Genomic DNA, 22,040 nt, shown 5'->3' on the forward strand with positions numbered 1-22,040 from the left:
CCGGGCTGCGTCCGGTCCGTGGCTAGACTGGAGGCATGACTTCTGCCCTACCCCCCTCGGCCGCCATGGGCCGTGCCGCAATGGATACTGACTCAACGGATACTGTTTCAGCCGGCACCGACAGCTCCACGACCATCAGGGCGGACGGCCGTTCCCCCAACCAGCTGAGGCCGATCAGCATCACCAGGGGCTGGTCGAAGCAAGCGGAAGGCTCCGCGCTGATCGAATTCGGCAACACCCGGGTACTGTGCACCGCCTCGGTGACCGAGGGCGTTCCCCGCTGGCTCAAGGGCGAAGGCCGCGGCTGGGTCACCGCCGAATACGCCATGCTGCCGCGCGCCACCAATACCCGCTCGGACCGGGAGTCGGTCAAGGGCAGGATCGGAGGCCGCACGCACGAAATCTCGCGGCTGATCGGCCGCTCCCTGCGCTCGATCATCGACACCAAGGCCCTGGGCGAGAACACGATCGTGCTGGACTGCGACGTGCTCCAGGCCGACGGCGGCACGCGCACGGCGGCGATTACCGGCGCCTATGTGGCGCTGGCGGATGCCCTGCGCTGGGCCAAGGAGAACAAACTCGTGGCCCGGAATGCCCAGCCGCTGATCGATACCGTCGCTGCCGTGAGCGTGGGCATCATTGACGGCGTTCCGATGCTGGACCTGCCGTACGTGGAGGATGTCCGGGCCGAGACGGACATGAACGTCGTCGTAACCGGTTCGGGCAAGTTCGTCGAAGTGCAGGGCACCGCCGAGGGCGCTCCCTTCGACCGCGCGGAACTGGACGCGCTGCTCGACCTGGCCCTGATCGGGACGGCTCAGCTGGCGGATATCCAGCGCGAGACGCTCGGCGAAACGCTCGACGAGGCATGATGGGGCAGCCTGGAGCGCCGCGGCTGGTGCTGGCTACACACAATGCGGGAAAGCTGCGGGAACTGCGGGACCTGCTGCGGGGCCGGATCGGCGGGCTCGATGTGGACACGCAGGTCGTTGATGCCGCTGCCGCCGGCGCGCCGGAGGTGCCGGAAACCGGTGTGACTTTCGAAGAGAACGCCCTGCTGAAGGCAAGGGCCGTGGCCGAGGCAACGGGACTGGTGGCCATCGCCGACGATTCGGGGCTGGCCGTCGACGTGCTGGGCGGAGCTCCGGGGATTTTTTCCGCGCGCTGGGCCGGACGCCACGGGGATGATGCGGCCAACCTGAGCCTCCTGCTGGCCCAGCTGGCGGACATCGGCGAAGCGCACCGCGGAGCGGGCTTTATCTGTGCGGCCGCGCTCGCGGTACCGGGCGGAGCGGAAGCGGTTGAACGCGGGGAACTGCGCGGCATCCTGCTGCAGGAGCCGCGGGGCGCGGGCGGTTTCGGCTACGATCCGATCCTGCAGCCCGAGGGCCTGGACCGCAGCTGCGCGGAATTGGCACCGGAGGAAAAGAACGCCATCAGCCACCGCGGCCACGCTTTCCGGGCGCTGCTGCCGCATATCATCGACGCACTGGACGCCTAGGATCGATTAAGTGTCGGTTCTTCGAAACCGGCGGCCATAGGGCAGACTTGAAACGTTATGAACTCACTTTCCCACGCACTCATTGCTGCCCAGACCACCGGCGACACTTCCGCACTCTCCGGGATCGCCCAGTGGGCGGTGGACGTGATGGAAACCATCGGCGCTCCGGGCGCCGGACTGGCGATCGCGCTGGAGAACCTCTTTCCGCCGCTGCCCAGTGAGGTCATTCTGCCGCTGGCCGGCTTCACCGCCAGCCGGGGCGAGTTCTCCATCATCGAGGCCCTGCTGTGGACCACGCTCGGGTCGGTCGTGGGTGCGTGGGCGCTGTACGGCCTCGGCGCGTGGCTGGGCCGGAACCGGATGCGGGCGATCGTGGCGAAGGTCCCGCTGGTGGACCTCGAAGACGTGGACAAGGTCGAGGCCTGGTTCGCCCGGCACGGCTACAAGGCGGTCTTTTTTGGGCGCATGATTCCGCTGTTCCGGAGCCTTATTTCCATTCCCGCGGGCATCGAACGGATGCCTTTGGGCAAGTTCCTGAGTCTGACGACGGCCGGCAGCCTGATCTGGAATTCCATCTTTGTCTTCGCCGGGTACCTGCTGGGCGAAAGCTGGCATCTCGTGGAGCGGTACGCGGATACGTTCCAGAAACTGGTGATTGTTGCCGTCGTGGTCGCTGTCGCCTACTTCGTACTCTCACGTGTCCTCAAGGTCGTCCGCGCGCGGAAATCGGGCTAAACCCGGCCAATCCGTACTCCAAAACCTCCCCGGGGGCAGCATGCTGCCGGGGAGGTTTTTCGTGTGCCGGCTGCGTCTTCCCGGCAGGCGGAGGCGATGCAGCCTTCGTTTGACTTCAGGGGCCCCGCTGCTATCGTTAGTTACATAAGTAATGAACCACCTAGGCAAGGAACATCCGACGCGCTGCTCCTGCCCGGGAACAGAATCGAGGCCCCGATGATCGATGACAGCAAGCCGATCTTCCTGCAGATCGCCGAGTTGATCGAGAACGACATCGTCGAGGGCGCCCTGGCGGAAGAGGCCCAGGTGCCGTCCACCAATGAGTTCGCGGCCTTTTATCGGATCAATCCGGCCACCGCGGCCAAGGGAGTCAACCGCTTGGTTGACGACGGGATACTTTACAAAAGACGGGGGATAGGCATGTTCGTGACAGCCGGCGCCCGGGACCGCTTGCTGGCCCGGCGCAGGGACGATTTTTTCCGGCAATATGTGCAGCCGCTGAAACGGGAAGCCAGCAAGCTGGGCATCGGCCCGGACCAGCTGGCGGAGATGGTACGCCGCAGCGAGACCGCCGCGGAACTGGCAGAGGGAAGCGTGGGACCGTGAATGCCATAGGCAATGTGATTGAAATGCGCGGTGTCACCAAGCGCTACAAAGACACCAACGCCCTGGACAATGTCAACCTGAGCCTGGCCGGCAACAGGATCTACGGGCTGCTCGGGCGCAACGGTGCCGGCAAGACCACCCTGATGTCCGTGCTCACGGGCCAGGGCTTCCAGACAACCGGAGAGGCTCTGGTGTTCGGCCAGCGCCCCTACGAGAATGACCAAGTGCTGAGCCGGATCTGCTTCATCCGCGAATCCCAGAAGTATCCGGACGATTTCACCCCGCGCCAGGCTTTCCAGGCGGCGGCGCTGTTCTTCGAGCGCTGGGACCAGGATTTTGCCGACCGCCTGACCCAGGAATTCCAGCTGCCGGTGAAACGGCGTATCAAAAAGCTTTCCCGCGGACAGCTGTCCGCGGTGGGCGTGATCATCGGGCTGGCTTCGCGCGCTGAGATTACCTTCTTCGACGAGCCTTACCTCGGGCTCGACGCCGTCGCCCGGCAGATTTTCTATGACCGGCTGGTGGCAGACTACGCGGAGCATCCGCGAACTGTCATCTTGTCCTCGCACCTGATCGACGAGGTGGCCAACCTGCTGGAGCATGTGATCCTGATCGATCGGGGGAGGATCATCATGGACGACGACGCGGAAGCCATCCGCGGGTCGGCAGTGACCGTGGTAGGCCCGGCTGCCCAGGTGGAGGGCTTCGTGGCTGGCCGGCAGGTCCTGCACCGGGAATCATTCGCCTCGCTGGCCTCGGTCACGGTCCAGGCCAGGTTCTCCGGTGAGGAACGGGACCGGGCGGCGGCCCTGGGGCTGGAACTTGCTCCCGTCTCCCTGCAGCAGCTGGTTGTCCGCAGGACCACTGCCGCCGGTGCCGACTTGCCTGCTGCGGCCGACAATGAACTGGAGGTGTCCCGGTGAACCGCGCTCTCAACGTTGCCCGGATGCAACTGATCAACAAATGGACCGTCCTGGGGATCCCGGCGATCATCATGGCATCCGCGTTCCTCATCACAATCGCGCTGTGGGCAATACTGCCGGCTGGGGACGGGCCGCGCTTCGCCGGAAGCGTCCAGGCGGTCATGTGGTACTTCCTGGCGCTGGGCATCCAGTCCCTGGCGCTGACCTTCCCGTTCTCCCAGGCCATGAGTGTCAGCCGCCGGACGTTCTATATCGGCACTGTCGGCGTATTCGCCGCCCTGGCCCTGGTGATCAGCGTGCTCTATTACCTGCTGGGGCTGGTGGAGCAGGCCACCGGCGGCTGGGGAATGAACGGACAGATGTACGCGCTCGGCTGGGTCGCCGGGCAGCCGGGGGTTGTCCAGATCCTGTTTTACTTCCTGATGATGGTCTTCCTCTTCATGATCGGCTTCTGGTTCGCCACCATCTACAAGCGCTGGCAGGCAACGGGCATGCTGGTGGCCTGGATTGCCATCGCCGCGGTCCTGGTGGCGGCGGTCGGGCTGGCAACCTGGCAGGGCTGGTGGCCGGAAATCGGCGCCTGGTTCATCCGGCAGACGCCGCTGAGCGTCAGCGGACTGGTGGCCGTGCTCTGTGCGGCGCTCGCCGTAGGGTCCTACCAGACGCTGCGGAGGGCGACGCCGTAAGGCCTCCGCGCCGCAGGGCCTCCGGCAGGCAGCGATGCAGCGAGGGCGGCCGGTTCCGAAGGGAACCGGCCGCCCTTTTCGCGGCTGCAGCAGTGCGGCTACAGCGGCAGCGGCTGCAGCGAGGACAGTTCGCTCTGGAGATCGATTCCGTGAATGTGGTGGATGGTCGTGATGCCAAGGGACCGGGCCGACGCAATGTTGGCTTCCTTGTCGTCGACGAAGATGACATGGTCCGGCTGGGCGCCGATGACGGCCAGAACGTGGTGGAAGACTCGCGGGTCCGGCTTGACCATGCCGATCCTGGAGCTGAAAAACAGCTGCGCGAAGTACTTGGTCCACGGGGCGCTGGCGAACTGTTCGGCCATGGCCGCCGGCATGTTGGACAGCAGCGCGAGCTGGGCGCCGCTCGCATTCAGCGCCTCCAGGACATCCAGGGTATCCAGGTTGATGTGCGACCACTGGTTGGCATCCAGGGCGTCCAGCTGGTTGGACAGCCCGATGCTCACCGGTCGCTGCAGGGCAAGGCTCCAATAGTCGCGGGAACTGAGCTTGCCTTCGTCGAAATCCAGCCGGTGCTTCCAGTAGAAGCTGGACGGGTCGCGAAGTTCGACGCCGGCAGCTTCCTCGAGTGCGTCCCAGTCCGCTTCTTCGGGCGCGGTGGAGATGACCATGCCATAGTCGAAGAGATACCAATGGTCGTTCCGTGGGAGTTCGCGCATAAGGTCAGGGTACGGCTGCGGTGCCGTTTTGAAGCTGACGGATACGTGAACATTGCGTAACATCCGGGTGCTGGACATGGTGCGCCTCACGCCCGCAGTGGCCCGAATCCAGCAACCTGCGCAGGTAGCCTTAACTGCGTGGGAATTGAGTTCACGGCAATCGACTTTGAGACAGCGAACGGATTCCGGGGATCGCCCTGTTCCGTGGGACTGACCAAGGTCCGCGGCGGCAGGGTCGTCGAAGAGGCATCCTGGCTGATGCGTCCGCCGGCCGGCCACGACCACTTCGATCCCCGGAACGTGCAGATCCACGGTATCCGGCCGGAGATGGTGTCCGACGCGCCGCGCTTCGGCGACCTCTTTCCGGAGATCGGCGCGTTCATCGGAGACGACCTGCTGGTGGCCCACAATGCGGCCTTCGATCTGGGCGTGATCCGTTCGGCGCTGGAAGTCTCCGATCTTGCCGGGCCGGCCTACGACTACGCCTGCACCGTCATCCTGTCCCGCCGGAACTACAGCCTCGTGTCCTATTCCCTGCCCTTCGTGGCCGAAGCGGCCGGTGTTCCGCTCCTGAACCATCATGACGCCGTCGAAGATGCCCGCGCCTGTGCCGGAATCATGATCGACATTGCCGCGAGGAACAATGCCGGCAGCGTGGCGGAGCTCCTGGCCGCCATGAGTCTGCCGGTGTCCCGTTCCGGCGCCTACGAGCCGGGGACCTCGGTGATCTCCAAGGCGACCCGGGACGCGCGCGCCCGGCTCGCCGCCGGAGCTGACGCACGGCGGACGTGGGCGCCCTGGCCGGAGGAGGGTCCCAACCCGCTGGCGAATCCGGCGGCGGACAGCTCCCATCCGTTGTTCGGCCAGACAGTGGTGTTTACCGGAAATCTGGGCATCTCCCGGCAGCGGGCCAAGGAGCGGGCCGCTGATCTGGGCGCCCAGCCCGCCAGCAACGTCACCCGCCGGACCACGGTGCTGGTGGTGGGCGACGGTTTCGTCGCCGCGGACCTGCGCTCCGGACGTGTCACCAGCAAGGCGAAGCGGGTGCTGGACCTGCATGAACGCGGCCAGCAGATCGAGGTGCTGTCCGAAGGGGAGTTCCTGCAGATGATCGGCGGCAGCTGACCAGCACCGGGGCTAAGCCGGGGCCGTTGTGACCTTGAGCAGGGCGTCAGCCATCGCGTCCACCACGTCGCGGCCTTCCAGCGCAGCCAGCCATGCCGCCGGAAGCGCCTCGGTGCCGTAATAGGCTCCCAGGATGTTGCCGGCAATGGAGGCGGTCGAGTCGCTGTCGCCGTCGTGGTTCACCGCCGCTGCCACCGCCGCCCGGAAGTGCTCCTCCGGACTGCCGCTTCCGGCCGTCGCCAGGACGGCGTAGGCGGCGATCGCGAGGGCCTCTTCGGCAACCCACCCCTGGCCAAGGGCGGCCGTCATGTCGGCCGCCGGAAGCGGGCCGCGGTCCGGATCGGCAAGGTCGATGGCGGTCTCCAGCCGGTCCGTAAGCTCCGTGGCTTCCTCCTGCCGGGCGCGCTCCAGGGCGGCACCGGCAGCGTCGGTGAGGGAACCGCCGTCGTTCACGAGCCGGTGGATCAGGTTGCCGAAGACCGCGGCACTGTGGTGCGCCGACGGATGTCCGTGCGTCAGGGCAGCGGCGTCGACGGTGAGCTTGTACAGGCTGTCCAGGGGGATGAAGGGAATCAGGCCGAAGGGGGCCGATCGCATCACAGTGCCGCAGCCCTTCGAATCGCGGTTCACCGGCCGGGCGAGCGTGCCCATTTCCCCGGTCGCCAGTCCGCTCAGGCACGCCTCGCCCGGGGCCCGGCGGTGGTGCATGACAGGCTGGGCGTCCAGCCAGCGCGGCTGGGGCCGTGGAGCGGACGCCGGCGTGACCCCGCCTTGGGTGGCAAACCAGCGCAGATAGGCCAGCCAGAGGCAGGCGGTTTCATCTGCGGGCACACCGTCGTTGGCCCATTCGAGCGCTTCGACCAAGCCGTCGACGGTGTACAGGGTCAGCTGTGTGTCATCGGAAAACTGCGCCGGTCCGGCCAATTGGGAGAAGTCGATGAGCCCGGCGGCACCGTAGTCCGCCCGGATCTTTTCCAGCGAGCTGAATTCAACGGGATAACCGAGGGCATCACCGAGCGCACCGCCCAGGAGGCAGCCGCGGACCTTGGACGCAAAACCGGGGGAGGAAGTCACTCCTCCAGCTTAGGCGCAATGGGCGCCGGGAGCCGCCTCCAAGCCGTGTTCGGCTCCCCTTCAGGTACCTCTCAGAATAGTCTGCGAGGGTGAGGTGGTTTGCGCCCGGGCCGTGGATCGGCGGGCGCAACCGACGACGAGTGGAAGGATGGCTTTTCCAGATGAAAACATACGGGCTGATGGCACGTTCGGCAGCCGAGGCAGCGGGATCGTTCCTGCTGGTGCTGGCCGGCGTCGGCAGTACGATCTTCGCGGCGCAGGGAGGTGTGACGCCCGCGCTGGCGTTCGGCCTGGCCTTGGTGGCTGCCGTCATTGCCTTCGGCTATGTCTCCGGCGGACATTTCAATCCCGCTGTGACCCTAGGTGCGGCACTGGCGGGACGTACCTCCTGGAAGAGCGTTTTGCCCTATTTCATTGCGCAGGTCGTCGGTGCTTCACTGGCTGCCCTGATCCTGTGGGTCCTGGTCATCGCGCACCCGCAGCTTGGCCCCAACTCCCAGCAGTTCTTCTCCGTGGCCGGCAATGGTTTCGCCGAGCGGTCCCAGGCGCAGTTCCCGCTCGCCAGCGCTTTCCTGGCGGAATTCGTGGCTGCTGCCATCTTCGTCGCGGTCTTCCTGGGCGCTACATCACGCCGGGCACACAAAGCTGCAGCGCCGTTTGCCATCGGCCTGACCTACGCCGTGCTGCTGACGCTGCTCGCGCCGATCACCAACGGCTCCGTGAACCCTGCGCGCTCGACGGCGGTGGTCTACTTTGCCGAAAGCGCCGCCGCTGGACAGCTGTGGCTGTTCTGGGCTGCGCCGCTGCTCGGCGCTGCGGTCGCCGGACTGGTCTACCGGAGCATTGATTTCGCCGGTGCGCCGGCTGCTGCCGCTGTCACGGCTGCTGACGACGCCGGCACGCCCGGAGATGCCGCGGGCGCGGTTGCCGCGTCCGCTCCCCAGGCACCGGCCCACGGGGCAGCGGCACCGCAGGAGCCGGCCCGCACCGAGGCCGACGATGCCCGTGATTTCTTTGACGGCCCGGGCCGGAAATAGGCCCCGGCCCGCCGGCTTGCAGACTGCGGCAGGCGGGACAGCCCGGGGCACCTTTCCTGCGACGGATGGTGCTCCGGGCCGGTTCCCGAGTGGCGGTTCCGGATTATGTCCGACCCGGCCGGTAGCTTAAAAACATGCGGTTGCTGCACACTTCAGACTGGCATCTCGGGCGGTCCTTCCATGGCGTCGGGATGTTGGACGCCCAGCGGAACTTCGTCGACCAGCTGCTCAAGACGGTCGACGACCGGCAGGTGGACATCCTGCTGATCGCCGGCGACGTCTACGACCGGGCGCTTCCCGGCGTCGACGTCGTGAACCTCTTCGATGAGGCCCTGGCCCGGCTGGCAGAGGCAGGGGTCGAGGTGGTGCTGACCAGCGGCAACCATGATTCCCCGGCCCGGCTGGGATTCGGCAGCCGCGTCCTCAGCCGTGGCGGAGTCCACCTGCGCACCCGCATCCCCGACATCCCGGCCGCGGTCGTCCGCACGCTTCCCGGCGCGGAGGACGCGCAGCTGGCCATCTACGGCATCCCCTACCTGGAACCGCGGCTGGCCGCCGATGAGCTGGAAGCCGAAGCGCCGACCCACACCGGTGTGCTCCGCGCCGCGCTCGGCCGGATCCGCGATGATCTGGCGGCCAGGGCGAAAGCGGGCGGTCCCGTCCATTCGGTGGTGCTGGCGCATACCTTCGCCAGCGGCGGCATCACCTCGGACAGCGAGCGGGATCTTAATATCGGCGGTGTCGGGGCCGTCCCGCTGGACCTCTTCGACGGCATCGACTACGTGGCGCTGGGCCACCTCCACGGGCTGCAGACCCTGAGTGAATCGGTGCGTTACAGTGGTTCGCCGCTGCCGTATTCCTTTTCCGAGGCGCGCCAGGAGAAGGGCGGCTGGCTGGTTGAGTTCGACGGGGCCGGACTCCGGTCCGTCGAACGTGTCGAATGGCCTGCCGCGCGCAGGCTTGCCGTGCTACGGGGCCCGCTCGAGGACCTCCTCCAGGCCCCGGAGCACGACTGGGCCGAAGACGCTTACTGCCATGTGACACTGACGGACGACGAGCGTCCCCGCCAGGCCATGGAAAGGCTGCGGACACGCTTTCCGGACACCCTGGTGCTGGCCTTCGAACCAGCCGGCGGCCGCACCGAAGCCGCCACCTACAGCCAGCGGCTCTCCACCGCGCGGAGCGACCTGGACGTCTGCTGCGGCTTCCTGGAACACGTGCGCGGACGGGCGGCGGACGAGGCCGAACAGGCGGTCCTCCGCGACACATTGGAAAAAGTACAGTCGGAACAGGCGGCGCTGTGAGGATCCACCGGCTTGAGGTCCAGGCTTTCGGACCCTTCGCAGACCGGCAGACTGTGGACTTCGATGAGCTGAGCGCCGACGGTCTGTTCCTGCTCAACGGTCCAACGGGAGCCGGCAAGACCAGCGTCCTGGACGCGATCTGTTTCGCCCTCTACGGCCAGGTTCCGGGCGCCAGGCACGAGGGGAAGCGGCTGCGCAGCGACCATGCCGGTACCGGAGTAGCCCCGGAAGTCGTCTGTGAATTCAGCGCCAGCGGACGCCGTTTCGAAGTGACCCGGAGCCCCCAGTGGCTCAGGCCTTCCAAGCGCGCCAATGGCAGCGGCATGACCACTGAACAGGCCAGGACGCTCCTGCGGGAACGGATCGACGGCGAATGGGTGCAGAAGTCCGCACGCAATGACGAGGCAGGCGCGGAGATTACCGCCCTGCTCGGCATGGACCGGGAGCAGTTCACCAAGGTCGTCCTGCTTCCTCAGGGCGACTTTGCGGCGTTCCTGCGGTCACCGGCCGCCGAACGGCTGGATCTGCTCCAACAACTGTTCGGCACCGAACGCTTCGAGCTGGTCGAGAAGCGGCTCGCCGCAGACGCCGCGGAGGCGAAGGCAGCCTGCACGGACGCCGAAGCCGGACTGGCGCAGTTGCGCCGGCGCGCCCTGGGCGAGGTGCTGCGCCACGCTGAGCCTGAGGAGGCTGCAGAACTCGAAGCCATGGTGGCCGGGACTGTCCCTGACGGAGAACTTCTGGCCGGCTTCCGGACCGCGCTGTCCGGCAAGGTGGAGGCAGCCGAGCGGGAGCTCGGCGCCGCAACCGAAGAGCACACGGAGCTGCGCGGCCGGTGCGAGGTGCTGGCCGCACGGCACGACCGGGGCAAGAAACTGGGCGGACTCGAGCAGTCTGAAGCGGAGCTGGCGGCTGCGCGGCAGGACCACGACGATGCGCTGCGCCGGCTGGCCGCGCACCGCTCCGCGGAATTGCTGGTCCCCGTGATGAGTGCGCAGCAGGAGGCGGCAGCCCGGGAAAGCCAGGCGGCGCAGGCGGCAGCAGAAGCGTCCGCGAAGGTGCTGCAGCATGATCTGGCGGCCCGCTACCTCGCCGGCGGACCAGTCGTCCCCGCAGACGGCGCCCTGTTCCCGCCGGAATGGACAGCCGGACAGGATACCGCCGGTCTGCTGTCGCTGGAACTGCTGTCGGCCGCGGCCGGCCGGGCAAGGGCGGAGGCAGGCAGGGTCGAGGCGGCCCTTCCGGACGAACAACGGCAGCTGCGCAAGACCGAAGACCTCGGTTCCAAACGGCAGGCCATCCGCGCCCGCGAAGCCGAACAGGCCGAGCTGACCGGACAATTGCAGCGGCTGGCTGCCGGCATCGAAGCGGCCAGGACACTGCACGAGGAGACTGCCGCTGCCGCTTCGGCGCTGGACCAGCGGCGGGCACGGGCGGAGGCAGCTGCTGCGTTGGTCCGGATCATCGAGGAGTACCGCGGGTGCCGCGAAAGGGTGCAGGCCCGGACGCAGGACCGGGATGCTGCGCGTGCCGAGCATCTGCGGTTGAAGGAAGAATGGCTGCGGCTGATGCAGCGGCGGCTGGAACAGGCCGCGGCGGAGCTCGCTGCGACGCTGGAAACGGGCGTGGACTGTCCGGTCTGCGGCAGCATGGAGCATCCCCGCCCGGCGAAGGCTGCCGATGGCGCCTTGATCCGCCCGGAGGATGAGGAAGCCGCCCAAGCTGCACAGCAGCGGGCGGAGAGCGTCCTTGAGCAGGCCGGTGCCGCCTTGGCGGAGGCCGAACGCGAATTGGCCGGCCTGGCCGCCCAGGGCGGAACCGGCATGCTGGCAGAGGCCGTGGAGCAGTCGGAGCTGGCGGCAGCCGAGCAGGCCGAGGCCGCGGACGCCGCCCGCCGGCTCGAGGAGTCCGCGGCCGCATTGGCGGACATGCAGCGGGAGCAGGCGGAACTGGCGACGGCCAGCCAGGACAATGAAGTGGAGCTGGCCCGGCTCCATACCGCCGAAGCGTCGCTGGCGGACGAGATCAAGGACGCGGCGGCGAAACTGGAACTGCTTCGGGAAGGCTACCCGAGCCTGGCGGACCGGGCTGCGGACCTGCGGCAGGCCCTGGCCCTGTACGATGCCTGCACAGCGGAACTGCACCGGCATGGCAGTGCGCGTGATGAAAGCGCACGGGCCGAACGCTCCCTGGCTGCCGCCGTCGAGCAGTCCGTGTTCGACGATCTGGAGCAGGCCCGGGCGGCGCTGCTGGACGATGACATCCGCACCGGACTGGAGGAATTCTGCGAGCGGTACGCCATGGATAGGCAGCGCATCCGGATCCTGCGCGAATCCGCCGACATCGAAACGGCGCTCGCCGAACGGGCCCAGGGGCTGGCGGTTCCCTCCGAAGCGGATCTGGAACAGCTTCAGGGGCAGTTGGCCCAGCTGTCCGGTGCCATCCGGAACGCCGACGTGCAGCTTGGCCTGCTGCGGGCATCCGTCCTGCAGCTGGATGCCTGCGCGGGGGAACTGGCACGCGAACTTGACGCCGCTGTCCCGCTGCGGGACCGTTTCGAACGGTTGCAGGGGCTGGCGGATTCCGCCCGGGGAAACGGCGAGAACAGCTACCGCATGACGCTGAATACGTATGTGCTGGCGGCCCGGTTGGAGCAGGTTGCCATCGCGGCATCTGAACGGTTGTCGGCCATGACGGATGGACGGTACACCCTTGTCTACAGCGATTCGCTGGCCGCCCGGGGACGCAAGTCAGGCCTGGGGCTGCATGTCACGGATGAATGGACCGGGCACCAGCGGGACACAGCGACGCTGTCCGGCGGGGAGTCGTTCATGGCTTCGCTGGCGCTGGCACTCGGACTGGCGGACGTCGTCCAGCAGGAAGCGGGCGGAGTCGACATTGAAACGCTGTTCGTGGACGAAGGATTCGGCAGCCTGGACGACCAGGCCCTTGAGCAGGTCATGGATGCCCTGGAAGGCCTGCGGGACGGAGGCCGTGTCGTCGGATTGGTCAGCCATGTGGCGGAAATGAAGCTGCGGGTCGGTGCCCAGCTCCAGGTCGTCAAGGGGCGGAACGGCTCAACGCTGAAGTTCGCCGCCATCGAGGCGCCCGCGGCGTGACCGGCCGGACGCGGGTTGGCCTGGCCAATGCCGTGTCCCCTGTATTCTTCTCTCAGATTGAAAGGGAGCAATAAATGGCTTCTGGTAAGGACGGCAAGAGCCGTCGCGGGACCAACCTGCCGCTGATGGGGGACTTCAACCAGCGGGTCATTCTGGACACCATCCGCCGCTCGACGGACGGGCTGAGCCGCGTGGAAGTGGCCAAGGCTACGGGGCTGTCCGCGCAGACTATTTCGAATATCTGCCGCCGCCTCCTCGAACAGGACCTGATCGCCGAGGTCGGCAAGGAGATTTCCGGACCGGGCAAGCCGCGGACCATCCTGCGGCTCAATCCTGCGGGGCTGTACGCTGCGGGTGTCCATATCGATCCGGCGGTCGTCACTTTCGTGATCCTCGACTTCACCGGCAAAGTGGCGGCCCACTCCACGCGGCAGACACCGCCTGCCAGCGATCCGGACGCAACCATCTGCTTCATTGCCGACAACGTGGCGGAGCTGATCGAGTCATCGGGCATCGATCGGCAGAAGCTGCTGGGCCTGGGTGTGGCCGCACCAGGGCCGCTGGATTCGGCGACGGGCACGATCGTGGACGCGCCGCTGCTGCCCGGCTGGCGCCGCGTACCGCTGCGCGACGGCCTGGCCGCTGCGACCGGGCTGCCCGTCCTGGTGGACAAAGATGTTACAGCGGCTGCGGTGGCGGAAATGTGGGCCGGCGGTCCCAGCGGCATGGGCAGCTTCGTGTTCTTCTACCTGGGCACCGGCATTGGTGCCGGCCTGGTGCTGCGTGACGAGGTGCTGCGGGGCTCTTCCGACAATGCGGGGGAGATCGGCCACATTATCGGCGATCCCGACGGGCCCGATTGCTTCTGCGGCATGCGCGGTTGCATCGCGGTTTCCTGCCTGCCGCAGAATCTTGTGGCCGAAGCCATCCGGGAGGGCGTCCTCGAGGACGTCCGCTTCGACGGCGAGGCGCAAACCGTCGACGGACAGTTCACCAAGCTGTGCGCGCTGGCCGAATCGGGCAACGCCGCAGCAGCGGGCATCATCGATCGATCGGCGATGCGCATCGCCAAGGCGGTCTCCGTGCTGACGAATGTCCTCGATCTGGACCGTGTGGTCTTCGGCGGCCCGTTCTGGCGGCGGCTGTCCAAGGCGTATTTCGAGCGGATTCCGGATCTGCTGGACAGCATGAACATTGTCCACCAGATCCACAAGGTCACGATGGTCGGCACCGGTGTCGGCGAGGACGTCGGGGCTGTGGGCGCGGCCTGCCTGGTGCTGGAGCAGGCGTATTCGCCGAGCTCGCAGCGGCTCCTGCTGGAAGCGGACAGGGATACCGGCCGCGCTGCGGGCTAGGCCCTGCAGGCCGGGCCCTGCGGTCGGTGGGAGGCATTTGGCCCATAATTCTATTGACTTTATTATTAGGGGTGTAGTAGCCGCTGATCGGTCTGCCGTTCAGGCCCTCGGAATTCAGTTGGTGTCCGGTACCAAGGAGCACGGCGCCAAGCCGCGCGGACCGGCGAAGTCCCGGTGCGGGTGCCGGTTGCAAGTGCCGATCCGACGGCGGAATCCCGTGGCCCGGAAGGTAGTGTCCAACGCATGCACGACGACGTACGTCAGGTATACCGCCGGATCGACCGGTTCATGGCCGAACGGCTCGCGCCGGCCATCTACCGGGAGGCCCGGGCCCTGTCCGTCGAGGCCTGGGATGCACCGGGGGAACCTGTGCCGTTCAGCGCAGCCGCCGGACAGACGTATCGGCCGATCACTCCCGGCACGCCCTGGGGCAGGCCCTGGGGCACCACCTGGTTCCGCGCCACCGGCGTGGTGCCGGCGGACTGGCCGCTGGGCGGCGGGCTGGAACTGGAGGCCACTGTCGATCTTGGCTTCAGCACGACCGCACCGGGCTTCCAGACCGAGGGACTCGTCTACGGTCCGGACGGCACCGTCCTCAAGGGCGTCGAGCCGCTGAACCGGGCCGTACCGCTGGACATTGCTCCCGGTGGACGCGTCGAGTTCCTGGTCGAGGCCGCTTCCAACCCGGACCTGACCCAGGGCTGGCAGTTCCGGCCCACGCCCAACGGGGACCCGGCGACGGCGGGGACGGAGCCGCTGTACCGGCTGGGCGAAATCCGGATGGCGCTGCTGGACCGGCAGGTCTGGGAGCTGGCGCAGGACTTCTGGACTCTGCACGGGCTGCTGCACGAACTGCCGCAGGACCTGCCCCGCCGGGCGGAAATCACGCGCGCCCTGGAGCACGCCATAGACCTCATCGACCCGCACGACGTCGGCGGTACGGCGGCCGCCGGCCGCCAGGCCCTGGCTCCGGTGCTGGCCAGTCCGGCCTACGCCTCGGCCCACCGCCTGCATGCCGTGGGGCATGCCCACATCGACAGCGCCTGGCTCTGGCCGGTCCGCGAAACGGTCCGCAAGGTGGCGCGGACCTTCTCCAATGCCGTCGACCTCATGGAGCGGGATCCGGACTTCGTCTTCGCCGCGTCCTCCGCGCAGCAATTTGCCTGGCTGAAGGAGCGGTACCCTGAGTTGTTCGAACGTGTGCGGGCCAAAGCCGCCGCCGGCCGGTTCGTGCCTGTGGGCGGCATGTGGGTGGAAGCGGACACCAACATGCCCGGGGGAGAGGCGATGGCCCGCCAGTTCGTGGCGGGGAAACGTTTCTTCATGGAGGAATTCGGCATTGAGCCGCTGGAGGTTTGGCTCCCGGACTCCTTCGGCTACTCCGCGGCCCTGCCGCAGATCGTGGCGGCAGCCGGTTCCCGCTGGTTCCTGACCCAGAAGATCTCCTGGAATGAAACCAACATCATGCCGCACCACACCTTCCGGTGGTCCGGGATCGACGGCACGGAGATCTTCACCCACTTCCCGCCCATCGACACCTACAGCTCCGAATTGTCCGGACGCGAACTTGCCCGGGCGCAGCGGCAGTACCGCGAGAAGGGGGCGGCCAACACCTCGCTGGCGCCATTTGGCTGGGGCGACGGCGGCGGCGGGCCCACCCGGGAAATGATTGCCGCCGCGCGCCGGACCGGGAACCTGGAAGGGTCGCCGAAGGTGCAACTGTCCAGTCCGCGCCGCTTCTTCGAGACCGCGGAGGCCGAATATCCGCAGGCACCGGTGTGGAGCGGGGAGCTCTACCTGGAGTTCCACCGCGGCACGTACACCTCGCAGGCCCGCACCAAACAGGGCAACCGCCGCAGCGAGCATCTGCTCCGGGAAGCCGAACTCTGGGCCGCCACAGCCATGGTGCGCAGCGGCGCGGACTATCCCTATGACGAGCTGGAAGCAGCCTGGCACACCGTGCTGCTGCTGCAGTTCCATGACATCCTGCCCGGCTCCTCGATCGCGTGGGTGCATGACCAGGCCGAGGCGGACTACCGGCGGGTGGCGGGCATCCTGGAGTCCCGGATCGCGGCGTCCCTGCGTTCGCTGCTGGGCAGCGGAGACGCCCGGACCACCGTCAATGCGGGACCGTATCCGGTGGAAGGCGTACCGGCCCTGGGTGCCGGGGGCCGGAAGCCGCGGGGAAACGTAACGGCGCGCGAGGCCGGCGGCCGATACCTCCTGGGCAACGAGTATGTGGAACTTGAAGTGGATGCCAACGGGTTGATCATCTCCCTGCTGGACCGGCGCGCCGACCGCCAGGTGCTGCCGCCCGGCGCGGTGGGGAACCTGCTGCAGCTGTTCAGGGACACGCCGAACCAGTGGGATGCGTGGGACATCGATGAGCATTACCGGCGCAACGTCCAGGAACTGCGCACGGCCGACTCAGTCATCCTCAAAACGGACGACGGCGAAGCATCGCTGCATATCACCCGCACCTTCGGTTCGTCCCGGCTCGAGGAGATCATCACCCTCACCGGCGGCCTGCCCAGTGTGCAGCTGTCCTACGAGATTGACTGGCAGGAACGCCAGAAACTGCTGAAACTCGCCATACCGGCGGACATCCACGCGGACCGGGCGGCCTCGGAAATCCAGTTCGGCCACATCCACCGCCCCACGCATTCCAATACGTCCTGGGACTCGGCCCGCTTCGAAACCGTGGCGCACCGCTGGGTCCACATTGGCGAGGCCGGCTACGGGCTGGCGGTTGCCAACAGCGCCAGCTATGGGCATGACATTGCCCGCGTCGGCAGGGCCGACGGCGGCACCACCACGCAGGTGCGCGTCTCGCTGCTGCGGGCGCCCCTGTATCCCGATCCGGAAGCCGACCAGGGTCCCAACAGCATGCGCGTCTCGCTTCGGATCGGCGCACAGATCGCCGATGCCGTTGCGGAGGGGTACCGCATGAACCTGCCGCTGCGCGAGGTGCGGGACGTGGCCGGAGCAGCGCTGGTGCCGCTGCTGCGCGTGGACAACCCGGCCGTCGTCGTCGAAGCGGTCAAAGCCGCGGAGGACCGCAGCGGCGACGTCGTCGTCCGGCTGTACGAGGCCTATGGCGGACGGGCGCGGGCGGTGGTTTCGCTGGGATTCGACATTGCGGATGTGCAGGAGACAGACCTGCTGGAACGGCCGTATTCCGACACCAGATGCTCGCTGGCCCGCGAAGGGTCCGAGGTGCAGCTTCAGCTGCGGCCGTTCCAGTTGGTGACGCTGAGGCTGCGCCGCCCTGGCCGGCCCGGAGGGTAGGATCGAGGCGGGTAAGATTGAGGTGTATCCGGGTCGGGCGCATCGGGTGGCGGGACGTTGCGCACCCTTGACCGACCGGAAAAACATGTCTGCATCATCCGTTTTCACCTCCGTAGCCGGCCGCTACGCCCGCCTGCCGCGGCTCGTCGGCCGCAGTTTCCTTCCCATTGCCTTTTTCGCGCGGCTGCCTGTGGGCATGCTGACCGTGGGCGCGCTGACCATGGTGACCGCCGCCAGCCAGTCCTATGCCATTGGCGGTACGGCCGCCGGAGCCGTCGGCATCGGCTCCGCCGTGGGCGCTCCCGCTATCGGTTACCTGGCCGACCGGCAGGGCCAGCGCCCCGTCCTGATCATTTCCGCCCTGGCCAACGCCGTGGCCGTCATCGCCCTGGTGGTCACAACGTACCTGGCCGCCGGGCAGATGCTGCCGGCCGCCGTCGTGCTGGCCGCAGCCTTCGCCGCGGGCATCACCTGTCCGCAGGTGGGGCCGCTGGCACGGGTGCGCTGGATAGCCCTGACCGCGGGCCAGGAAGGCAACAGCGACCGCGATGCGGCACTGTCCTATGAGAGCACCGCCGACGAACTGACCTTCGTGCTCGGCCCGGCGCTGGTAGGAGTGCTCGCCAGCCTCGCGGCACCATGGCTGCCGCTGGCGCTGGCGGCGGTCCTGACCGTTACCCTGGTGGTCGCCTTTGCCGTGCATCCAACACACCGGGCCGTGGTGCCGATGCCCCGGTCGCTGGTCGAGCAGCAGCGCAGCCGGAAGGTTGTCCGGGCCGGTGCCCGGAAGGCCGCCGGCTGGGGTCTGATTGCGGTTCCTGTGCTCGGAATGATCCTGATGGGAACGTTCTTCGGTTCGATGCAGGCTGCCTTGACGGCCTTCGCCGGCAGTTTCGGCGCGCCGGAATCCGGCGGCCTGCTTTATGCGGTGATCGGGCTGAGCTCGGCCGTTACTGCACTGTCCGTGGCCTACTGGCCACAGACCATCGGCTATTCGCTGCGCTGGGTCATTTCCGCCGGGTTCATGGTGCTGCTGGTGCCGTTGGTGTTCCTGCCTGGCGAGGTCCCGCCGATGGTCCTGGTACTGCTGGTCCTGGGCCTGCCGGTGGGGCCGATCATGGTGACCGTGTTCAGCATCGCCAGCCAGTTATCTCCGAAGGAGAGGTTGGGAACAGTAATGACGCTGCTGGCCAGTGGCGTGGTGGTCGGTGTGGCCCTCGGTTCGGCGGCGGCCGGCACGATTGCCGAGGCAGCGGACCACGCGGCAGCCTTCACAGTCCCCGCAGCGGCTGCCGTCCTGCTGCTGGCGGTGGGCACCACCGCGCATTTGGCACTGCGGAGGCGCCGGCGCTGAACCGCGCCGGCGCGCTCAGCGCAGCTGCGCCTCGATGGCCCGGGCACTGCGCACCAGCAGCTGCCCGATTTCCAGCACATGCCGGTCGGTGCGGATATAGACGACGGCGATGGCCGCCGGCAGCTGCCCCGCCACCTTGATGGGGGCGGCAACTGAGGACACGCCCGGAATCACTTCGTCATGGCTGACCGCATACCCGACCTCCCGTGCCGTCCGTGCCTCGGGGCGGTAGGGCTTGCCGGGTGCCTGGCGTGCCCATTCGGCTTCGGTCAGGGCCGACTGGATGGCGATGCCCGGTGCGCCGGCGCTGAAGGAGTGCCGGGTGCCGGGCCGCTGGACCAGGGCCGCGGACGAATGCCTGGGTTCGACATTCACCAGGGTCACGCAGTCGTGCTGGTCCCAGACCGCGACGAAGGCACTCATGCCCAGGGTATTGGCCAGTTCCGCCAGTTCCGGAAGCGCTGCCGACTGCAGATCGCGGGAGACCCCTCGGGCCAGTGCGGCGAGTCCCGGGCCGGCCTGGACGCGTCCGGTTTCGTCACGCATCAGCAGCGAGTGGTCCTCCAGGGTGCGGAGGATCCGGTAGGCGACGGACCGGTGCACGCCCAATGCTTTGGCCAGCTCGGCGATGGTCATGGGGGAGGGGGCCTCGGCCAGAATTTCCAGGGCGCGGATGCCGCGCGAGAGGGTCTGGGAATGCGCGGCCGCGGCGGCACCGGTCTTGGTTGCGCTCTCGGTCATCTGAACATCCTAATCACCCGCATCCTGCGGGTTGCCTTGAATTTGGCCATTGCGGTTGTGCAGCGGATCACAGTAGTCTATTGTTCTATATCAGGACGAAGTGTTCAACTATAGAACTACTTGAGGATCGATGATGATTGCCGCCCCCAAGTCAGCTATTTCCGCCCAACCGGGAATTCCGCCCAAAGCCCTCCGGCCCCGGGAGCACCATTTCCGCGGGAGCCTCGGCCGGTTTGCGACCGGTGTGGCAATCGTGACTTTTGACGGTGTGTCCAAGCGCCACGGCATCACGGTCAATTCCTTCACCTCGGTCTCCATGGAGCCGCCGCTGGTCCTGGTCAGCATCGCCCGCAGCACCAAAGCGCACGACGAGCTCGCCGGCAGGCCGTTCACGGTCAACATCCTCGGTGCGGAGCAACGCAACCTGGCGATACACTTCGCCGGCAAGCCCGGGCAGGATCCGCTGTGGATCGAGGGTGAGGTGGCCCCGCGGCTGTCAAATGTTCTCGCGTACTTCGAATGCAATCCCTGGGCCGCCTACGACGGCGGCGACCACACCCTCTACCTGGGCGAGGTTACGGACTTCAACTACCGCAGCGGCGACGCCCTGGCTTTCGCCAACAGCGGCTTCACCACCATTCCCGAAAGCCAACTGGGCGTCGAGGACCTCCTGTAGGCCGGCGTCGTCCTTCCCATCTGTCAGAGCCATTCAAAGAGGAAACTGGAGAAAACCAATGGGTATCCGTACCGGACAGCAGTACCTGGACAAGCTCAATGCCATGCGCCCCCATGTCGTGATAGACGGCGAGGTGGTTTCCGAGAAGATCGCCGAGCATCCGGCCTTCCGCAACAATGCGCGCACTTATGCTCACCTGTTCGACATGCAGCACGACCCCAAGTACCAGGACAAGTTGACCTATACGTCCCCCACCACGGGTGACCTGGTGAATGCCTCCTTCCTGGTGCCGAGGACCATCGAGGACCTTGAGAAGCGGCGCGCCGCGATCTCCACCTGGGCTCAGTACTCGAACGGCTTCCTGGGCCGCACCGGCGACTACATGAATTCGTCCCTGACCGCGCTGAGCACGGCCAAGAAGTTCTTCGAAAAGGCCGATCCGGTCTTCGGCGAACGGATCGAGAAGTACTACGAATTCGCCCGCGAGAACGACCTGCTGGCCACCCACACCCTGATCCCGCCGCAGGTCAACCGCTCCGTCTCCGGCTCTGAGCAGCTCGGTGGCCAGCTCGCGGCCCACATCACTGAAGAGCGCGAAGACGGCATCATCATCAACGGTGCCCGCATGCTGGCCACCATCGCCCCAATCGCGGACGAGCTGCTGGTTTTCCCCTCCACCGTGCTGCGCGGGACGCCGGAGGATGCGCCGTTCTCCTTCGCCTTCGCGCTGCCCAACGACACTCCGGGCATGCGCTACCTGTGCCGCACCTCCCTGCACAACGGCGGCAGCACTTTCGATGAGCCGCTGGCCTCCCGCTTCGAGGAAATGGACGCCGTGGTGGTGTTCGAGGATGTCTTCGTGCCGAACGAGCGCATCTTCATGCTGGGCCGCCCGGACCTGTGCAACGCGTGGTACGCCGAGACAGGGGCCGGCGCGCTGATGACGCATCAGGTGGTCACCCGCACGGTCGCCAAGAGCGAATTCTTCCTGGGCCTGGCCTCGGAACTGGCCGATGCCATCGGCATCGACGGCTTCCAGCACATCCAGGAGGACATCGCGGAACTTATTGTCGACGTCGAAATCGGCAAGGCCCTGGTCCGCGCCGCCGAAGCCGACGCCCAACTCAGCGACGAAGGCATCATGCTGCCGAAGTGGACCACCCTCAATGCTGCCCGCAACTGGTACCCGAAGATCGCCCAGCGCTTCCCGCAGATCATCCGCAAGTTCTCCGCCTCCGGCCTGATGGCCCTGCCCGGCGAGGCCGACGTGAACAGCGACGCCCGCGCCGACATCGAGAAGTACCTGCAGGGCAAGACGCTCACCGGACCCGAACGCGTGCGCCTGTTCAAGCTCGCCTTCGACGCCTCCATCTCCGGCTTCTCCGGCCGCCAGTCGCTCTACGAATACTTCTTCTTCGGCGATCCCGTCCGCATGGCCGCCGCCCTGGTCAACAGCTACGACCGCGAACCCGCCCGCACCCGCATCCGCGAATTCCTGAACCGCGAGGACTAATGTCCCGGACGGAGAGGGGGCCGCAGCCAACCGCGGCCCCCTTTTCCAGCCCGGATCCGGGGGCCTATTGCCTCATTGCAATACCTCCGGGAAGACTGATTCGTTGCCTCATTTGAATTTCTCCGGATGAGGTCATGGCCGGGAGTGCATCATGGGTGGGTTCTTGGGGTGTGGTTCCAGGCGCTGGTGATGGGTTTGAGGGTTGCGGGTTTCTTCGCGAGGGCGAGTGTTTCCAGGTCGGCGGTCAGGGCCAGGATTTGGCGTGAGAGCGCTGCGGGCTTGAT

The 22,040-nt window shown here is 67.1% G+C and carries 18 protein-coding genes; 15 read left to right on the plus strand and 3 right to left on the minus strand.

Going from position 1 to position 22,040, the window contains the following annotated elements:
* Positions 1-80: 80 nt before the first annotated feature.
* From rph to AC5RWU_RS10385, 6 genes are all read left to right on the plus strand, one after another.
* On the plus strand, positions 81-872 hold the full coding sequence (gene rph / locus AC5RWU_RS10360; protein ID WP_494028130.1) for a ribonuclease PH: 792 nt from the start codon (positions 81-83) through the stop codon (positions 870-872).
* On the plus strand, positions 869-1,501 hold the full coding sequence (gene rdgB, locus AC5RWU_RS10365) for an RdgB/HAM1 family non-canonical purine NTP pyrophosphatase (protein ID WP_494027847.1): 633 nt from the start codon (positions 869-871) through the stop codon (positions 1,499-1,501). The genes rph and rdgB overlap by 4 nt, the downstream gene beginning before the upstream one ends.
* 57 nt (positions 1,502-1,558) lie before the next feature.
* Complete coding sequence (locus tag AC5RWU_RS10370; RefSeq protein WP_494027846.1) at positions 1,559-2,236, plus strand: DedA family protein; 678 nt, start codon at positions 1,559-1,561, stop codon at positions 2,234-2,236.
* A gap of 216 nt (positions 2,237-2,452) precedes the next feature.
* Positions 2,453-2,842 carry a GntR family transcriptional regulator gene (locus AC5RWU_RS10375; RefSeq protein WP_494027845.1) on the plus strand — a complete coding sequence of 130 codons (390 nt, stop codon included), beginning with the start codon at positions 2,453-2,455 and terminating at the stop codon, positions 2,840-2,842.
* A gap of 5 nt (positions 2,843-2,847) precedes the next feature.
* A complete protein-coding gene (locus AC5RWU_RS10380) occupies positions 2,848-3,765 on the plus strand; it encodes an ABC transporter ATP-binding protein (protein ID WP_494028129.1) in 918 nt (305 codons plus the stop codon).
* Positions 3,762-4,451 (plus strand): hypothetical protein, encoded by a 690-nt coding sequence (locus tag AC5RWU_RS10385; RefSeq protein WP_494027844.1) that lies wholly within the window; start codon positions 3,762-3,764, stop codon positions 4,449-4,451. Before AC5RWU_RS10380 ends, AC5RWU_RS10385 begins: the two co-directional genes overlap by 4 nt.
* A gap of 98 nt (positions 4,452-4,549) precedes the next feature.
* Here AC5RWU_RS10385 and AC5RWU_RS10390 read toward each other — a convergent pair whose 3' ends face one another.
* Positions 4,550-5,170, minus strand: a complete 621-nt coding sequence (locus AC5RWU_RS10390) for an HAD family hydrolase (protein ID WP_494027843.1) — start codon at positions 5,168-5,170, stop codon at positions 4,550-4,552.
* A gap of 138 nt (positions 5,171-5,308) precedes the next feature.
* Between AC5RWU_RS10390 and AC5RWU_RS10395 the strand changes: the two genes are divergently transcribed.
* Positions 5,309-6,295, plus strand: a complete 987-nt coding sequence (locus AC5RWU_RS10395) for an exonuclease domain-containing protein (RefSeq protein ID WP_494027842.1) — start codon at positions 5,309-5,311, stop codon at positions 6,293-6,295.
* A gap of 12 nt (positions 6,296-6,307) precedes the next feature.
* Here the strand turns inward: AC5RWU_RS10395 and AC5RWU_RS10400 are convergent, their stop codons facing one another.
* Entirely contained in the window at positions 6,308-7,369 is a 1,062-nt protein-coding gene (locus tag AC5RWU_RS10400; RefSeq protein WP_494027841.1) for an ADP-ribosylglycohydrolase family protein, read from the minus strand.
* Positions 7,370-7,530: 161 nt separating this feature from the next.
* Here AC5RWU_RS10400 and AC5RWU_RS10405 point away from each other — a divergent pair, with 161 nt between their 5' ends.
* From AC5RWU_RS10405 to AC5RWU_RS10430, 6 genes are all read left to right on the plus strand, one after another.
* Positions 7,531-8,406 (plus strand): aquaporin, encoded by an 876-nt coding sequence (locus AC5RWU_RS10405; RefSeq protein ID WP_494027840.1) that lies wholly within the window; start codon positions 7,531-7,533, stop codon positions 8,404-8,406.
* 134 nt (positions 8,407-8,540) lie between these two features.
* Positions 8,541-9,710, plus strand: a complete 1,170-nt coding sequence (locus tag AC5RWU_RS10410; protein ID WP_494027839.1) for an exonuclease SbcCD subunit D — start codon at positions 8,541-8,543, stop codon at positions 9,708-9,710.
* Positions 9,707-12,829 carry an AAA family ATPase gene (locus tag AC5RWU_RS10415; protein WP_494027838.1) on the plus strand — a complete coding sequence of 1,041 codons (3,123 nt, stop codon included), beginning with the start codon at positions 9,707-9,709 and terminating at the stop codon, positions 12,827-12,829. Before AC5RWU_RS10410 ends, AC5RWU_RS10415 begins: the two co-directional genes overlap by 4 nt.
* A 74-nt stretch (positions 12,830-12,903) precedes the next feature.
* On the plus strand, positions 12,904-14,184 hold the full coding sequence (locus tag AC5RWU_RS10420; protein WP_494027837.1) for an ROK family protein: 1,281 nt from the start codon (positions 12,904-12,906) through the stop codon (positions 14,182-14,184).
* Positions 14,185-14,427: 243 nt separating this feature from the next.
* On the plus strand, positions 14,428-17,472 hold the full coding sequence (locus tag AC5RWU_RS10425) for an alpha-mannosidase (protein ID WP_494027836.1): 3,045 nt from the start codon (positions 14,428-14,430) through the stop codon (positions 17,470-17,472).
* A gap of 85 nt (positions 17,473-17,557) precedes the next feature.
* Positions 17,558-18,826 (plus strand): MFS transporter, encoded by a 1,269-nt coding sequence (locus AC5RWU_RS10430; protein ID WP_494027835.1) that lies wholly within the window; start codon positions 17,558-17,560, stop codon positions 18,824-18,826.
* A gap of 15 nt (positions 18,827-18,841) precedes the next feature.
* Here AC5RWU_RS10430 and AC5RWU_RS10435 read toward each other — a convergent pair whose 3' ends face one another.
* A complete protein-coding gene (locus tag AC5RWU_RS10435; protein WP_494027834.1) occupies positions 18,842-19,567 on the minus strand; it encodes an IclR family transcriptional regulator in 726 nt (241 codons plus the stop codon).
* A gap of 133 nt (positions 19,568-19,700) precedes the next feature.
* Here AC5RWU_RS10435 and AC5RWU_RS10440 point away from each other — a divergent pair, with 133 nt between their 5' ends.
* Both AC5RWU_RS10440 and hpaB read left to right on the plus strand, forming a co-directional pair.
* The gene (locus tag AC5RWU_RS10440; RefSeq protein ID WP_494036978.1) at positions 19,701-20,243 is read left to right on the plus strand and encodes a flavin reductase family protein; all 543 of its coding nucleotides are present in this window, start codon (positions 19,701-19,703) and stop codon (positions 20,241-20,243) included.
* A gap of 58 nt (positions 20,244-20,301) precedes the next feature.
* Complete coding sequence (gene hpaB / locus AC5RWU_RS10445; protein WP_494027832.1) at positions 20,302-21,756, plus strand: 4-hydroxyphenylacetate 3-monooxygenase, oxygenase component; 1,455 nt, start codon at positions 20,302-20,304, stop codon at positions 21,754-21,756.
* Positions 21,757-22,040: the final 284 nt, after the last annotated feature.

The organism is Arthrobacter sp. B0427-1-12, from assembly GCF_059092905.1.

Excerpts from the sequence above, each read along its gene's own strand:
- rph (WP_494028130.1), top strand. The coding sequence starts at position 81 with ATGGATACTGACTCAACGGATACTGTTTCAGCCGGCACCGACAGCTCC.
- rdgB (WP_494027847.1), top strand. The coding sequence starts at position 869 with ATGATGGGGCAGCCTGGAGCGCCGCGGCTGGTGCTGGCTACACACAAT.
- AC5RWU_RS10370 (WP_494027846.1), top strand. The coding sequence starts at position 1,559 with ATGAACTCACTTTCCCACGCACTCATTGCTGCCCAGACCACCGGCGAC.
- AC5RWU_RS10375 (WP_494027845.1), top strand. The coding sequence starts at position 2,453 with ATGATCGATGACAGCAAGCCGATCTTCCTGCAGATCGCCGAGTTGATC.
- AC5RWU_RS10390 (WP_494027843.1), bottom strand. The coding sequence starts at position 5,170 with ATGCGCGAACTCCCACGGAACGACCATTGGTATCTCTTCGACTATGGC.
- AC5RWU_RS10405 (WP_494027840.1), top strand. The coding sequence starts at position 7,531 with ATGAAAACATACGGGCTGATGGCACGTTCGGCAGCCGAGGCAGCGGGA.
- AC5RWU_RS10410 (WP_494027839.1), top strand. The coding sequence starts at position 8,541 with ATGCGGTTGCTGCACACTTCAGACTGGCATCTCGGGCGGTCCTTCCAT.
- AC5RWU_RS10420 (WP_494027837.1), top strand. The coding sequence starts at position 12,904 with ATGGCTTCTGGTAAGGACGGCAAGAGCCGTCGCGGGACCAACCTGCCG.
- AC5RWU_RS10425 (WP_494027836.1), top strand. The coding sequence starts at position 14,428 with ATGCACGACGACGTACGTCAGGTATACCGCCGGATCGACCGGTTCATG.
- AC5RWU_RS10430 (WP_494027835.1), top strand. The coding sequence starts at position 17,558 with ATGTCTGCATCATCCGTTTTCACCTCCGTAGCCGGCCGCTACGCCCGC.
- AC5RWU_RS10435 (WP_494027834.1), bottom strand. The coding sequence starts at position 19,567 with ATGACCGAGAGCGCAACCAAGACCGGTGCCGCCGCGGCCGCGCATTCC.
- AC5RWU_RS10440 (WP_494036978.1), top strand. The coding sequence starts at position 19,701 with ATGATTGCCGCCCCCAAGTCAGCTATTTCCGCCCAACCGGGAATTCCG.
- hpaB (WP_494027832.1), top strand. The coding sequence starts at position 20,302 with ATGGGTATCCGTACCGGACAGCAGTACCTGGACAAGCTCAATGCCATG.